This is a genomic window from Ornithinimicrobium ciconiae (genome assembly GCF_007197575.1).
Lineage (GTDB): Bacteria > Actinomycetota > Actinomycetes > Actinomycetales > Dermatophilaceae > Ornithinicoccus > Ornithinicoccus ciconiae.
Map to the genome: position 1 here is coordinate 2,771,926 of NZ_CP041616.1, position 14,929 is coordinate 2,786,854.

Below are 14,929 nucleotides of genomic sequence, written 5' to 3' on the forward strand. Positions count from 1 at the left end.
CCCACCGCTGCTACTAATCGATGTTTCACTGGTGCCTCCCGAGGTAGTCGCAAGTGACCCGATCGCCCCTGCATATATCACACTAGTGGTGTCATCAGAGGCCTGACAACCTAGAATGAGTGTCGCCTGCCATGAGCATGGGACCGCTCTAAGCGGTTTTCTGCCAGGTTCATGGGACCACCTGGATTGCCAGTTATGGGACCACCCGGCGCGCCTTGCTGGTGGGTCCTCGGCCGGCTCGTTGGATCGCGTCGTCAGGGTCGTCGGCGTGGAGGTCCAGCGGGCATGGGCCTGTCGCATGTCCACAGACTACGCAGGACTGTGCGGGACGTGTCTCCAGCATTGGGACGGAGACCTCCCTCGCCCAAGGGCGGCCTTCTGGCCACCCGCGGCACTCAGCGAGCGGCGACGAGCGGTAGCAGCTGCTTGGCCAGGAGTGGGGCGAGAGACTCGGCATACGTGCCGGTCAGGTGGTGACTGTCCATCCAGCGCAGGATCCCGTCCGCATCCGTCAGGCACGTGCCATCCGGGCAGAGCTCGTCGGCGAGGTCGACCGTGTGGACCCCCGGAACACTCGCCGCCACCTCGGCCCACTGATTGTCCGGTATGGCAGAGGGCAGGTGAGCCTGACAGGCCTGCGGATCGTCCGGATGCTCAGCCAGACAGATCGGGACCGGTTCCGCAAACCTGGGGGTCACCGCCATCAGGGCCACCTCCGGGCCAGCTGCTCGGATCTGCTCGAGGGTCCTGCCCAACGCGTCCTGAAGACCGCCGCCCGCCTCCGCCTCCGGCGACACGATGCTGTAGCCCGTGCTCGTGGCGAGGATCACCAGGTCGGGCGGATCGTCGACGATGCCCTGCACGACGTTGCGGCCCCAGTCACGACAGGCCGTGTAGGGCTGACTGTCGAGCATGTTCGTCGCGTCCACCGGGGCGCAGGCGAGCTTGGCCTGCAGGTCAAGGCGCCACCCGTTCTCCTCGGCGACTGCACGCAGACCTGGCATCCACATCACCGCGTGGGAGTCGCCGACGACCAGGACCCGGGTCGCGCTGGAGGGCACACCGAAGGTGCAGGTCAGCGGGTCAGGAGAGGACACCTTCGGCCGACAGTCGCCCTCATAGAACTCGGTGAACTTGTCCGCGGTCGCGTCAGCCAACGATGGGGTGAGGTCGCCGGCATCGCGGTCCGTCGTGATGGCCAGACCCCCCGCCGCGGTGAGCGTGCTGGCCACAGCCAGCACCAGCACCGAGCGACGTGCCGCGGGCGTCACCATCAGGCCGGCCGACCGGGACAGACCGGGGGCTCGAGCAGGGGCAGAGATGCTCCCCCGCAGCCGGAACCGCTCCTCGACCAGGCGCCACGACACATCCGCGAGCACCAGGGAGGCGAGCACGGCGCCGGCGCGCGCCAGCACCGATCCGTCGAACTGCACCATCACGAGGAGCAGCAACGGCCAGTGCCAGAGATAGATGGAGTAGGACCGGTCTCCCAGCCACTGCACCCAGGGGGCCGCACCGGGACGCGACACCGCCAGATCGTCGCCATCAGCCCAGACGATCAGTGCTGTCGCCACCGTCGGCATCAGCGCGAGCCATCCTGGATAGATCGACTCCGGGGTGATCAGGACCGCGCTGGCGACGATGCCGACCATGCCGACCAGCACCGCAGCGCTCCGCAGGCCGCCTGGCACGGAGCGCGCCGACCCTCGCAGCGCCAGCAGTGCCACAGCGCCACCGACACACAACTGCCACACGCGCCCCAGCGAGTTGAAGTAGTCGCCCGGGTCCGGACTGCTGCTGTGCACCACCGAATAGAGCAGGGACGGGACCCCGATCGCCAGGAGGGTCACCGTGCCCACGCGCATCGCCCTTCCGGGACCACGTGCCCACCGTCGCGTCAGGAGTGCCACGAGGAGCAGCGCCAGTGGCAGGACGAAGTAGAACTGCTCCTCGATCGAGAGCGACCAGTAGTGCTGGACCGGGCTGGGCAGTGCCTCGGCAGCCAGGTAGTCCACCTCGGTCGCCGCGAAGCGCCAGTTCGCGACATAGGCCACGCTGGCCACGATGTCCCAGCCCACCGACCGCAGCGCGGTCACCGGCAGGAGCCACCACGAACCGAGGGCCGTCACCGCCAGAACCAGGAGGGCTGCGGGGAGCAGTCGGCGAGCACGGCGGTGCAGGAAGCGTCCCACCCGGATGCCACCGCTGCGGTCGAGCTCGCCCACCAGCAGCCGCACCATGAGGAAGCCGGAGATGACAAAGAAGACGTCGACGCCGATGAAGCCACCCGACAGGCCGGGGATCTCGGCGTGCCACAGCACGACGAGCGCGACGGCGAGTGCGCGCAGGGCCTGCAGGTCGCGGCGGAGTCCGCTGCGCGACCCGGCGACAGGCTGGGGCAGCGCCCCCGTGGTGGGGGAAGGAGTCTGCGCCAAGGTCAGACCACCGTCAGCGGCAGGAGCTTCTTGCCGGTCGGGCCGATCTGGATCTCGGTGTTCATCTGCGGGCAGACGCCGCAGTCGAAGCAGGGGGTCCACCGGCAGTCGTCGACCTCACGGCCGTCCAGGGCGTCCTGCCAGTCGTCCCAGAGCCACTCCTTGTCGAGCCCGGAGTCGATGTGGTCCCACGGGAGCACCTCGGTCTCGCCGCGCTCGCGGGTGGTGAACCAGGCGACGTCGAGGCCGTGCGGCACCAGTGCCGTCTCCCCCGCAGCCATCCACCGCTCGTAGTCGAAGTGCTCGCTCCACCCGTCGAACCGTGCGCCGGCGCGCCAGACGGCCTCGATGACGCCACCAACCCGGCGGTCGCCACGGGACAGCAGTCCCTCGACGATGCCCGGCTGTCCGTCGTGATAGCGGAAGCCGATGGCAGAGCCATAGCGCCGGTCGGCACGGATGGCCTCCCGGAGCTTGGTCAGGCGGGCATCGGTCTCCTCCGCGCCGAGCTGGGCAGCCCACTGGAACGGCGTGTGCGCCTTGGGCACGAAGCCCCCGATGGACACCGTGCAGCGGATGTCCTTGCGGCCGCTGACCTCCCGTCCGGTGTCGATGACCTTCTTGGCCAGCTCGGCGATCTGCAGGACGTCCTCGTCGGTCTCGGTGGGCAGTCCGCACATGAAGTAGAGCTTGACCTGGCGCCAGCCCGCGCCATACGCCGCCGCGACGGTGCGGATCAGGTCCTCCTCGCTGACCATCTTGTTGATGACGCGGCGCATCCGCTCGCTGCCGCCCTCCGGCGCGAACGTCAGCCCGGAGCGGCGGCCGTTGCGGGTCAGCTCGTTGGCCAGGTCGATGTTGAAGGCGTCGACCCGGGTGGAGGGCAGGGACAGCGAGGTGTTGGTGCCCTCATAGCGGTCGGCCAGGCCCTTGGCGACGTCGGCGATCTCGCTGTGGTCGGCCGAGGACAGCGACAGCAGCCCGACCTCCTCGTAGCCGGTCGACTGCAGCCCCTGCTGCACCATCGCCCCGATCCCCTCGATCGAGCGCTCCCGCACCGGGCGGGTGATCATGCCGGCCTGGCAGAACCGGCAGCCTCGGGTGCAGCCGCGGAAGATCTCCACGCTCATCCGCTCGTGCACCGACTCGGTCACCGGCACCAGCGGCGTCTTGGGATAGGGCCAGGAGTCCAGGTCCATCACGGTGTGCTTGGACACCCGCCACGGGATGCCGGACCGGTTGGGCACGACCCGCTGGATCCGCCCGTCGGGCAGGTAGTCCAGGTCGTAGAAGGCCGGCACATAGACACCACCGGTGCGCGCCAGGCGCAGCAGCACCTCGTCACGTCCCCCAGGACTGCCCTCGGCCTTCCACCCGCCGATGATCGAGGTCGCCGCGAGCACGGCCTCCTCCCCGTCGCCGACGATCGCCGCGTCGAGGAAGTCCGCGACCGGCTCCGGGTTGAACGCCGCGTGCCCACCGGCGATGACGATCGGGTGCTCGTCCGTGCGGTCCGCCGCGCGCAGCGGGATGCCGGCCAGATCCAGGGCCGTCAGCATGTTGGTGTAGCCGAGCTCGGTCGAGAACGAGATGCCGAAGACATCGAAGTCACCCACGGCGCGGTGTCCGTCCACGGTGAACTGCGGCACCCCCTGCTCCCGCATCAGCTCCTCCAGGTCCGGCCACGCCGAGTAGGTGCGCTCGGCCAGGGCCACTGGCTGCTCGTTGAGGACCTCATAGAGGATCATGACGCCCTGGTTGGGCAGCCCGATCTCATACGCGTCGGGATACATCAGCGCCCACCGCACGGTGAGCTCCTGCCCGTCCGGGCCGAATCCGGCCACGTCCCAGTCCTTGACCTGAGAGTTCAACTCACCCCCGACATACTGCACCGGTTTGCTCACCTGCTCGAGCAGCGGCTCCAGGTCGCCAAAGATGCTCTCGCCCCGGGTGCGGCGGCGGTCCTCGTCGGTGCCAGTCATGCCCCAAGGGTATGCCGTGGGGCATCTAAAAGTGTCCGCCCCGAGGGTCCTCGGGCAGGTGAGCACGCTGTGCGACGCCGAGCTGGCGGCCGCTGGTCGCCTGCGCGTGCAGCCGCTGGGCGACCTGCAACACCTCGGTGAACCGCGGCGTGTCGCACGGTCGCGAGTAGACCAGGTCGTTGGTGCGCCAGGTCATCAGGCGATCGACCAACGGCGCCGGCTCCGGAGGCAGCTTCCAGCGTGTCTCGGGCCGCAGGTCGAACTCCACGAGCTTGATCTCGTGCAGCCTGCGGGTGATGGTGATCCGCCGGTAGCGGCGGCTGTCGGGTTGCACGACAACCGCGGCATCCTGCTGCCAGGCTCCGGTCAACGCCCCCAGCCGGACTCGCTGGCCGCCTGGTGCGCGGCACGGAAGCGGTGCCCGCCGGTGGCGTGGTCGTGCAGCTGCATCGCAGCGGCGGCGACCTCCTGGAAGCGTGGGCTGTCGGCGGGCCGGGAATAGGTGAGGTCGTTGGTGGCCCAGCTGAACATCCGGTCCATCAGCGGTGCCTTGCCCTGCGGCAACTTGCCCGCCAGCTCGGGGCGCAGGTCGAAGCGGAGAATCTCGGAGCGGCCCAGGCCCGCCCCCCGGGTCAGCACGCTCAGGTCGGTGACATCGGTCCACGGCACCCACAGGTGCTCTCCCTTGTGCAGCACCCGGAAGCGCTCGCGCTGGAGGACCAGGGCCGGCTCGGGGTCCAGGTAGGTGTCGCGCTGCCACTTCAGGCTCAGCCCGCCCAGGACGACCACCAGCAGCCCACCGATCACGGCACCGATCCGGTAGCCGGGGTCGTCGGTGACGACCGCCAGGACCATGCAGGCTACGGCCACCAGCCCCAGGGCTCCCCCGGTGATCAGGAAGCGTCGCTGGTTGCGCGCCCGGTCAGGACGCACCACGATCTCGTCCGGCAGCCCCAGGGCGGGATGCGGCTCGGGCACGGGTGCCGGATGCGCCCCGGGCACGGGTGCCGGATTGTGGGCAGAGTTGTGTGCAGGATCAGACGGTTGGTTCCCCATGGACCCCATTCTCCCAGACCGACGAGCACCTCCCGAACTGTGCACTCCTCCCGGACCCTGGCAGTCGGTCGGTCGGCATGACGCCCGGGGACTCTTGACAAAGTTGAGCCAGTCCCGGCTCGGGGCCGCGTCGGTGGCCCTACGCTGTGCGGATGACTGCAGCGCGCGCGTGGCACCTGCTCACTCTCGTCGTCGTCCTTGTCGCGCTGGTGCTGCAGACTGCGCTGGTTATCGACGGCGCCTCCGTCCTGGACGAGACGCAGGTCCCACCGCTGAGCACCCGACTGTTCCAGCTGGTCTGCTACTTCACGATCCAGTCCAACCTGCTCGTCGCGGTGATGGCCGCCGGGCTAGTCATCGATCCCCACCGGGACGGGCTGCTGTGGCGGGTGCTCCAGACCGACGCTGTCCTCGGCATCACCCTGACCGGGCTCGTCCACTTCACGCTGTTGCGTCCCCTGTTGGACCTGCACGGAGCGAACGCGGTGGCCGACACATTGCTGCACGTGGCGGCGCCACTCCTGGCGGTGGTCGGGTGGGTGCTCTTTGGCCCGCGCCCGCGGTTGGACGCGCGGACCGCGTGCTGGTCTCTGGTCTGGCCGATCGGGTGGCTGGTGGTGACCCTGCTCCTCGGCGCCATGCGGGACTGGTATCCCTATCCATTCCTCGACGTGGCCCAGCACGGGCTGGGCACCGTGCTGCTGACGTGTGCCGGGGTCACCGCACTGTTTCTGGTGCTGCTCGCCGCGATGTGGTTGGCCGAGAGGTTCCTGCCAGCCACACCGCGCGGGACAGCCCCGCCCTCTGAACCTGTGCACGGCTAGGGACGCTGCAGCACGGATATATCCGTCTCACAGCGTCCCTAGCCGTGCCCAGGGTGGGACAGGGGTCAGTCGGTGTAGAGCGCGTCCAGCTCCTCGGCATACTTCTTGGTCACGACCCGGCGCTTGAGCTTCATGCTCGGGGTCAGGTCGCCCTCCTCCACGGTCAGGTCGTGGTCGAGGATGACGAACTGCTTGACCTGCTCCCAGCGGTTGAGCTGGGAGTTGAGCTCGTCGATGTAGCCCTCGACCATCTCGCGGCAGGCCGGCGAGGAGACGATCTCGGCATACTCCTTGCCCGCCATGCCGTTCTGCGCCGCCCAACCCTCGATGGCTTCGGGGTCCAGGGTGACGATGGCGGAGACGAACTTGCGTCCGTCGCCCTCGATGACCAGCTGGCTGGCGTAGGGGCAGATGCCCTTGAACATCGACTCGATCACCGAGGGCGCGACATACTTGCCGACCGAGGTCTTGAAGAGGTCCTTCTTGCGGTCGGTGATGCTCAGGAAGCCGCGGTCGTCGAGCTCGCCGATGTCGCCGGTGTGCAGCCAGCTCTCGGAGTCCAGCGCCTCGGACGTCGCCTCCTCGTTCTGGTGGTAGCCGGCGGTGACGCCCGGTCCACGCAGCAGGATCTCGCCATCCTCGGCGATCTTGACCTCGGTGCCCGGCAGGGCCCAGCCGACGCTGCCGAACTTGTAGCCCCCGGTGTGCGGCCGGTTGACAAACGAGGCGGCGCTGCTCTCGGTGAGCCCGTAGCCCTCGATGATCCGCAGCCCGACCGCGTCGAACCACTCGGCCACGTCCCGGTTGAGGGCCGCGGAGCCGGAGATGAAGAAGCGCACCCGGCCGCCGAAGCGGGCCTGGACCTTCTTGAGCACCAGCTTGTCGGCCAGGGAGTGCTGCAGGGCGAGCACCCCGCTGGGCTCCGTGCCCTCCTGGCGCAGCTCGCTGACCTTGCGCCCGACCCCGGTGGCCCAGTGGAAGAGCTTCTCCTTCACACCCCCCTCGTCGGCCATCATCATCGTGATGCGGCCATAGGCCTTCTCGAAGATCCGCGGCGCCGCGCCCATGAAGGTCGGCTGGACGACGGCGACGTTCTCGACGATCTTGTCGACTCGGCCGTCCACCGCCGTGGGGAAGCCGATCTGCAGGGGCAGGACCAGCAGCACCTTGCCGAAGACGTGCGACAGCGGCAGCCAGAGGTACTGCAGGTCGGAGCCGTCGAGGATGCCGATCGAGTCAACGGCTGCCGCCTCGTAGGTCCATGCCGAGTGCGGCAGTCGCACTCCCTTGGGGCGGCCGGTGGTGCCGGAGGTGTAGATCACCGTGGCCAGGTGCTCCGGGGTGAGCTGGTCGATGCGCTCGTTGACCAGCTCCGGCTCGGCCTCGAGCCGGGCCTGGCCGCGCTCCTCGAGCTCGGAGAGGGTGATCACCCAGTCGCCGTCCCCCTCACCGTCGATCACCACGATGTGGGCCAGGTCGCCCAGGTCGTGGCGGTGGGAGCGCAGCTTCTCCACCTGGGTCGCGTCCTCGGCGATGACCACCTTGCTGCCGGAGTCGGACACGATGTAGGCGACGTCACTGGCCAGGGTCGTCGGATAGATAGTGGTGGTCGCGGCACCGGCGGACATCACCGCCAGGTCGACAAGCACCCACTCCAGCCGGGTGGCCGCCGCTAGCGCCACACGGTCCTCCAGCTGCACCCCGAGATCGACCAGACCAGCCGCGATCGCGTTGGCCCGCACTGCGGCCTCTGACCACGTCAGGCTCTCCCAGGACTCCCCCACGGGATAGCGGAAGGCCTCTGCGGTCGGCGTCTTGGCCACCCGGTCGCGGAACAGGTGTCCCACGCTGGCGGCCCGGTTGTCGATGGTGGCCTGGTCAAAAACTTCGTCACGGGCGTTCAGTGCCATTCCTCGTCCTTCGTTGGGCGGGTGTCGGGCGGGTGTTGAGCACTGATCCTGTCAGGTTGCTCCGCAGATCCCTAGCGTCGGCGAGAGTTGCTATCAGACTGTTACGCACGAGTAGGCTGGCGGACCCGTGTCGGTGAGGCATCGGCCCCCGAGCGTGGCCGCTGGCAGGCCGCGACCAGGCCGATCCCGAGCCAACAGGCGAACATCGAGGAACCGCCGTAGGACACGAACGGCAGCGGCAGCCCGGTCACCGGCATCAGGCCCAGATTCATCCCCACATTCTCAAAGGTCTGGAACATCAGCCACGCGGCGACGCCCACCGCGACGAGCCGGGCGAACGGATCCTCGGTGCGCACCGCGACCCACAGGGCACGCACCACCAGGAACATCAACAGGCCAAGGATCCCCAGCGCCCCGACCAGGCCGAGCTCCTCACCGGCGATCGAGAACACGAAGTCCGTGTGCTGGAACGGGATGAACCCGCCCTGCGTCTGCGGACCCTCCCCCAGCCCAGCACCATTCCAGCCGCCCGATCCGATGGCCAGGCGGGCCTGCCGGGTCTGGTAGCCGATGCCCTGCGGGTCGCGTGAGGGATCGGCAAAGGCCAGCAGCCGGTTGAGTTGATAGGTGTCGAGCAGCGGCACCCGGATCGCGGCGATGATCGCCGCGACAGCGCCAGCCACGGCCGCGATGGTCCAGCGCATGGCCGCACCGGAGGCAGCCACGACGCCCACCGTGATGGCCCCCAGGACCAGGGCGGTGCCCAGGTCCGGCTGCAGCAGGATCATGCCGATCGGTATGCCGGCGAGCACCCAGGCGGTGAGCACCTCCCGCCAGGTGGGGGGCCGGGTGGTGTCCCGCCCCTCGGCCAGGATCATCGCCAGACCGATACACAGGGCGATCTTGGACAGTTCCGCCGGCTGCAGGGAGAAGCCCCCGGGCAGGTGGATCCACGACCGGGAGCCGTTGACGGTGACACCGAGCGGGCTGAGCACCGCCAGCAGGCCCACCAGTCCGCCCAGATAGAGCCACGGCGCGGTGGCTCGGATCCACCGCACATCGACCGCCAGCAGCGTGATCGCCAGGGTCACGCCGATGCCGGTGTTGATCAGGTGCCGGACCGCCAGTGCGACACCGACGTCGGTGTGGGTGCCCGACCAGACCAGCAGCGCCCCGATCAGGCTCAGACCCAGGGCGGCGACATACAGCCCCCAGTCGATGCGCAGCCAGGCCACCGTCAGCCCAGCAGGATGGACCGGCTGGCGTCGACGTCGCGGCCGATCTGGGTGAGCAGCTCCTCGACGGACTCGAAGCGCACATTGCCGCGCAGCCTGGCGACGAAGTCGACGCCGACCTGCTCGTGATAGAGGTCGAGGTCGGTGCGGTCCAGCACGTGGGCCTCCAAGAGGCGGACGGGCACGTCGTCGAAGGTCGGGTTGGTGCCGACCGAGATCGCGGACGGCAGTCTCCGCTCGGGGTCCCCACGGGGCAGGTCCAGACGTTCCAGCCACCCGGCATACACCCCGTCGGCGGGGATCAGCCCGGTCATGTCCGGGCCGAGATTTGCCGTCGGGAAACCAAACTCGCGGCCGCGGTGGTGTCCGTGCACGACCTCGCCACTGACCCGGTGCGGTCGGGCCAGGATGTCCGCCGCCTCGTCCACCTCACCGGCGGCCAGGAGCTGACGCAGGTGGGTGGAGGACCAGTTGCGCAGGCCAGAGGTGGCCTGTCCCACCACTGCCATCTCCACGACGTCGAAGCGGTAATTCTGACCGAGCTCGCGCATGGTGTTGATGTCGCCGGAGTTGTGGACCCCGAAGCGGGAGTCCGTCCCGAGCACGACGGCAGTTGCGCCCAGCGCCTCGACGAAGACGTCGTGGACGAACTCCTCGGGAGTCATCGCCGCAAGCTCGCGGGTGAACTCCAGGACGAGCACCGCATCGAGGTCGGTGCCCGCCATCAGCTCCAGGCGGTGCTCCAGGCCGGCGATCTGGACCTTGGCGCGCTCGGGGTGCAGCACGGCCAGCGGCGGGGGGTCGAAGGTCACGGCCACCGCCCGGACACCGCGAGCCTGCGCCTCGTCCGTCACGGTGCTCAGGAGCGCCCGGTGCCCGCGGTGGACCCCGTCGAAGTTGCCGAGGGTGACCACGCTCGGCCCATACCCGGACGGGACCTCCTCGAGGGTGTTCCAGCGCAGCACGGGCCCCACTCTAGGGTGCGGGGAAGACGACATGACTGCGTGCCTCCTGCCGGGTCTCGTCGAGCATCGCCACCAGCCGGCCGTCGGGGCCGATCGCCGCCACCGGCTCGGGTCGGCCGGGCTGGGCGGCGGGCAGCCGTTTGCCGTGGCCGAGGTCGATGGTCTCCTGATCGCTGAGGTGCCGGACGGGGAAGACCTGCGCGGCGGCGTCCGCCAGCGGGATGAGGTGCGCGCCCGCTCCGTCAGCCTCGAGCTGCTCGAGGGTGACGGCTCGCCCCAGGTCGAAATCGCCGACCGCGGTGCGACGCAGTGCCGTCAGGTGCCCCCCGACACCGAGGGCGCTGCCCAGGTCCCGGGCCAGGGCCCGCACGTAGGTGCCCGAGCTCACGTGGACCTCGACGTCCAGGTCGAGGTGGGTGAACTCACCGGCCTCGACCCGGTGCAGACCGAGCAGGTCACAGCGGTGCACGGTCACGGGGCGGGCCGGGATCTGCACGTCCTCACCGGCCCGCACCCGGGCATAGGCACGCTTGCCGTCGATCTTGATGGCACTGACGGCACTCGGCACCTGCTGGATCGCGCCGGTCAGGTCGGCCAGCCCCGCGAGCACCTCGTCCTGCGTGAGGTGGGCGGCGCCGCTGATCGTCACGGTCTCGCCCTCGGCGTCGTCGGTTGTCGTGGTGACGCCGAGCCGGATCGTGGCGGTGTAGACCTTGTCGGCCCCCACCAGGAAGGTGAGCAGCTTGGTGGCCCGGTTGACCCCGAGCACCAGGACCCCGGTGGCCATCGGATCCAGGGTGCCTGCGTGCCCGACCCGCCGGGTCGCGCACAACCGACGGGAGCGCCCGACCACGTCGTGACTGGTCCAGCCGGCGGGCTTGTCGACGATCAGCAGTCCGTCCCCGACCTGGTCACGGCGGGTGGCCGACGTGCCGGTCACCTCCGCAGCCGGACGGCTCGCCTCAGTCCCGTCCGTCGGCATACTCGCCTGTCGGCTCGTCCGGCTCCTCGTCCTCCCGCGGCTTGCGGTAGGGATCCTCGTCGCCGGCATAGCCACCGGGGCTGCGGGTCGCGGCCAGCTCGGCGTCCCGCTCGTGCACCTGGCGGAAGACGTCCTCGAGGTGAGCGGCGTCCTCGGGGAGCGCGTCCGGCACGAACTCCAGGGTCGGCGTGAGTCGGATGCCCAGGCCCTTGCCCATGTGCGAGCGCAGTCGTCCACGGTAGGTCTGCAGGACCTCAGCCGCGTCGGCACGCTCCTGCTCACCACCGAGGACGGTGTAGAAGACGGTGGCCTGCTGCAGGTCTCCGGTCACTCGGACGTCCGTGATCGTGACGAAGCCGAGCCGTGGGTCCTTCACCAGCGTGCTCAGCCCCTGAGCCATCAGGACCTTGATGCGCTCGGCGACCTTGCGGGCGCGTGCGGGATCAGCCATGTCTCCTCCTGGGTCGGGTTGCAACGAGCCAGTCTAAGTGTGCGCAGACCCGGTTGCTGACATGCCGGAGCCCGGACACAGCAGGTGTGCCCGGGCTCCGGCGAGTCGTCACGATCAGGCGCGCGGGATCTCGCGCATCTCGTAGGTGGTGATGAGGTCATCCGTCTGGACGTCGTTGAACGAGCCCAGGTTGATGCCGCACTCGAAGCCCTCGCGGACCTCGGTGACGTCGTCCTTGAACCGCCGCAGGCCGGCGATCTCCAGACCCTCGGTGATGACCACGCCGTTGCGGGTGATCCGGGCCTTGGCGCCGCGGCGGATCTCGCCGCTGCGGACCAGGGAGCCCGCCACGTTGCCGAACTTGGAGGAGCGGAAGATCTCGCGGATCTCCGCGGTGCCCGTCTCGATCTCCTCGTACTCCGGCTTGAGCATGCCCTTCAGCGCGCTCTCGATGTCCTCGATGGCCTGGTAGATCACGCCGTAGTAGCGGATCTCCACACCCTCACGCTCGGCAACCTCGGCGTTCTGCCCCTCGGCCCGGACGTTGTAGCCCAGGATGATGGCATCCGAGGCCGCGGCCAGGTTGATGTTGTTGAGGGTGATCGCGCCGACACCACGGTCGATGATCCGCAGGTCGACCTCGTCGCCGACGTCGATCTGCAGCAGCGCGTCCTCGAGCGCCTCGACCGAGCCGGACACGTCGCCCTTCAGGATCAGGTTGAGCGTGTCGACCTTGCCGGCAGCCAGAGCCTCGTTGAGGCTCTCCAGGCTGATCCGCTTGCGGGCCTTGGCCAGCGAGGCCTGCCGGTCGGCGCTCTCGCGCTTCTCGGCGATCTGCCGCGCGGTGCGGTCGTCGGGAGCCACCAAGAAGGTGTCACCCGCCCGCGGCACCGAGGCCAGACCCAGCACCTGCACCGGACGCGACGGGGTCGCCTCCTGCACGTTGGTGCCGTGCTCGTCGAGCATGGCGCGCACGCGGCCGTGAGCCGAGCCCGCCACGATGGCGTCCCCGACCCGCAGGGTGCCCTGCTGGACCAGCACCGTGGCCACCGGGCCACGACCGCGGTCCAGGTTGGCCTCGATGGCCACACCACGAGCGTCCTTGTTGGGGTTGGCCCGCAGGTCCAGGGCCGCGTCCGCGGTCAGCAGGACCGCCTCGAGCAGCGTGTCGATGTTCTCGTTGTTCTTGGCGGACACGTCCACGAACATCGTCTCGCCGCCATACTCCTCGGCGATCAGGTTGTATTCGGTCAGCTGCTGGCGCACCTTGGCGGGGTTGGCGCCGTCAACATCGATCTTGTTGACCGCCACCACGATCGGCACGTCCGCAGCCTGGGCGTGGTTGAGCGCCTCGATCGTCTGCGGCATGACACCGTCGTTGGCCGCGACCACCAGGATCGCGATGTCGGTCACCTTGGCACCACGGGCACGCATGGCGGTGAACGCCTCGTGACCCGGGGTGTCGATGAAGGTGATCGGGCGGTCATCGCCCTCGTGGTTGGTGTGCACCTGGTAGGCACCGATGTGCTGGGTGATGCCACCGGTCTCGCTGGCACCGACGTCGGCCTGACGGATCGCGTCGAGCAGTCGGGTCTTGCCGTGGTCAACGTGACCCATGACGGTCACGACCGGGGGACGTGCCTCCAGGTCCTCGTCGGTCTCGGCCTCGGTCTCGGCATCGAGGTCGATGTTGAAGGAGCTGAAGAGCTCGCGCTCCTCCTCCTCCGGCGAGACAACCCGGATGTCATAGCCCAGCTCCGAGCCGAGCACGCCGAACGCGTCCTCGTCCAGGGACTGGGTCGCCGTCGCCATCTCACCGAGGTGGAACAGCACGGTCACCAGCGATGCCGGGTCGACGTTGATCTTGTCGGCGAAGTCGCTCAGCGAGGCGCCACGGCGCACCGTGATCGTCATGCCGTTGCCGCGGGGGACGCTGACACCGCCGATGGCGGGTGCCTGCATCTGCTCGAACTCAGCGCGCTTGGCCCTCTTGGACTTGCGCCCGCGGACCTTTCCGCCGCCTCGACCGAACGCACCCTGGGTGCCACCGCGACCACGCGGACCGCCACCACCCGGGCGACCTCCGCCACCACCGCGGTAGCCGCCGGGGCCACCACCGGGAGCACCGGGGCCACCACCGGGAGCACCGGGACGACCGCGACCACCAGGACCACGGGCCGGGCGCTCGCCCGGACGCGGCACAGCGGCACGGTCGGGCATCATGCCCGGGTTCGGGCGGGGACCGCCCGGACGCGGACCGCCGGGACGGGGACCGCCAGGACCAGCCTGACCGCCACGGGTCCCGCCGGGACGGGGCATCCCCTGCGAGGGAGCGAACGGGTTGTTGCCCGGACGGGGAGCACCACCACGCTCACCGCGCTCACCCCGGTCGGGGCGCTCGGTGCGGGGACGCTCTCGACCCATGCCCTGCGACGGAGCGAACGGGTTGTTGCCCGGACGGGGACCCGGCTTGCCGCCGGGACGCGGGCCGGAGCCCTCGCGACCGGCAGGTCGCTCGGACGCAGCCGGACGCTCCGGTGTCGGACGCGGCCCGGGGCGTGCGCCGGGGGTGGGGGCTGCCTTGGCAGCCGGCTCCGCGGCACTATCCGGTCCGGCGTCAGCGGCGGCCGGGGTCGGGGTCGGGGTCGGTGCCGACGGTGTCGCCGGCTGCGTGTCCGCGGCGGCGGGCGCCTGCGCCGCCGGCTCCGAGGGGGTCGCCGCGGCGGTGCCCGGACCGGGCTTCACGCCAGGCTTGGCCGCTTCGGTCCCGCCGGGCTTGGCTGCCGGGGTGCCACCGGGCTTGGCCGGCGTCCCGCCGGGCTTGGCTGCCGGGGTGCCACCGGGCTTGGCCGCGGTCGTCTTCTCTGCTGCCTTGGGGGCAGCGCTCTTGGGGGCCTCGGCAGTCTTCGCCGCGGCCGGAGGATTTTCTCTGATCTTGCGGACCACGGGAGGCTCGATGGTCGACGATGCCGACCGGACGAACTCTCCCTGCTCCTTCAGGTGGGCGAGCAGCTGCTTGCTCTCAACCCCGAGCTCTTTCGCGAGCTCATAGACCCGAACCTTAGCCACAATTCTCCTTCGTTGGGCGT

Annotated in this window: 11 protein-coding genes; 1 reads left to right on the plus strand and 10 read right to left on the minus strand. The window is 69.6% G+C overall.

What is annotated here, in order from left to right:
* Positions 1-395 precede the first annotated feature (395 nt).
* The 4 genes from FNH13_RS12760 to FNH13_RS12775 are packed head-to-tail and all read right to left on the minus strand — an operon-like array spanning position 396 to position 5,395.
* Positions 396-2,435: an acyltransferase family protein gene (locus tag FNH13_RS12760; RefSeq protein WP_165700105.1), complete on the minus strand. Its 2,040-nt coding sequence runs from the start codon at positions 2,433-2,435 to the stop codon at positions 396-398.
* Between the two features lie 2 nt (positions 2,436-2,437).
* Positions 2,438-4,417: a TIGR03960 family B12-binding radical SAM protein gene (locus FNH13_RS12765; RefSeq protein WP_143783765.1), complete on the minus strand. Its 1,980-nt coding sequence runs from the start codon at positions 4,415-4,417 to the stop codon at positions 2,438-2,440.
* Between the two features lie 25 nt (positions 4,418-4,442).
* A complete protein-coding gene (locus FNH13_RS12770) occupies positions 4,443-4,787 on the minus strand; it encodes a hypothetical protein (protein ID WP_228266390.1) in 345 nt (114 codons plus the stop codon).
* The gene (locus FNH13_RS12775; protein WP_143783767.1) at positions 4,784-5,395 is read right to left on the minus strand and encodes a hypothetical protein; all 612 of its coding nucleotides are present in this window, start codon (positions 5,393-5,395) and stop codon (positions 4,784-4,786) included. Before FNH13_RS12775 ends, FNH13_RS12770 begins: the two co-directional genes overlap by 4 nt.
* Positions 5,396-5,625: 230 nt before the next feature.
* On the opposite strand from FNH13_RS12775, the gene FNH13_RS12780 reads away from it, so the two are divergent.
* Positions 5,626-6,297 carry a Pr6Pr family membrane protein gene (locus tag FNH13_RS12780; RefSeq protein ID WP_143783768.1) on the plus strand — a complete coding sequence of 224 codons (672 nt, stop codon included), beginning with the start codon at positions 5,626-5,628 and terminating at the stop codon, positions 6,295-6,297.
* 65 nt (positions 6,298-6,362) lie between these two features.
* Here the strand turns inward: FNH13_RS12780 and FNH13_RS12785 are convergent, their stop codons facing one another.
* The 6 genes from FNH13_RS12785 to infB form a co-directional block, all read right to left on the minus strand.
* The gene (locus FNH13_RS12785) at positions 6,363-8,207 is read right to left on the minus strand and encodes an AMP-dependent synthetase/ligase (RefSeq protein WP_143783769.1); all 1,845 of its coding nucleotides are present in this window, start codon (positions 8,205-8,207) and stop codon (positions 6,363-6,365) included.
* 101 nt (positions 8,208-8,308) lie between these two features.
* A complete protein-coding gene (gene rodA, locus FNH13_RS12790) occupies positions 8,309-9,442 on the minus strand; it encodes a rod shape-determining protein RodA (protein ID WP_321169195.1) in 1,134 nt (377 codons plus the stop codon).
* 2 nt (positions 9,443-9,444) lie between these two features.
* A complete protein-coding gene (locus tag FNH13_RS12795) occupies positions 9,445-10,407 on the minus strand; it encodes a bifunctional riboflavin kinase/FAD synthetase (protein WP_143783770.1) in 963 nt (320 codons plus the stop codon).
* Positions 10,408-10,417: 10 nt separating this feature from the next.
* Positions 10,418-11,389 carry a tRNA pseudouridine(55) synthase TruB gene (truB, locus tag FNH13_RS12800; protein ID WP_143783771.1) on the minus strand — a complete coding sequence of 324 codons (972 nt, stop codon included), beginning with the start codon at positions 11,387-11,389 and terminating at the stop codon, positions 10,418-10,420.
* Positions 11,370-11,840: a 30S ribosome-binding factor RbfA gene (rbfA, locus tag FNH13_RS12805; protein WP_143783772.1), complete on the minus strand. Its 471-nt coding sequence runs from the start codon at positions 11,838-11,840 to the stop codon at positions 11,370-11,372. The genes truB and rbfA overlap by 20 nt, the downstream gene beginning before the upstream one ends.
* Positions 11,841-11,954: 114 nt before the next feature.
* Positions 11,955-14,909 (minus strand): translation initiation factor IF-2, encoded by a 2,955-nt coding sequence (gene infB, locus FNH13_RS12810; protein ID WP_143783773.1) that lies wholly within the window; start codon positions 14,907-14,909, stop codon positions 11,955-11,957.
* Positions 14,910-14,929 lie beyond the last annotated feature (20 nt).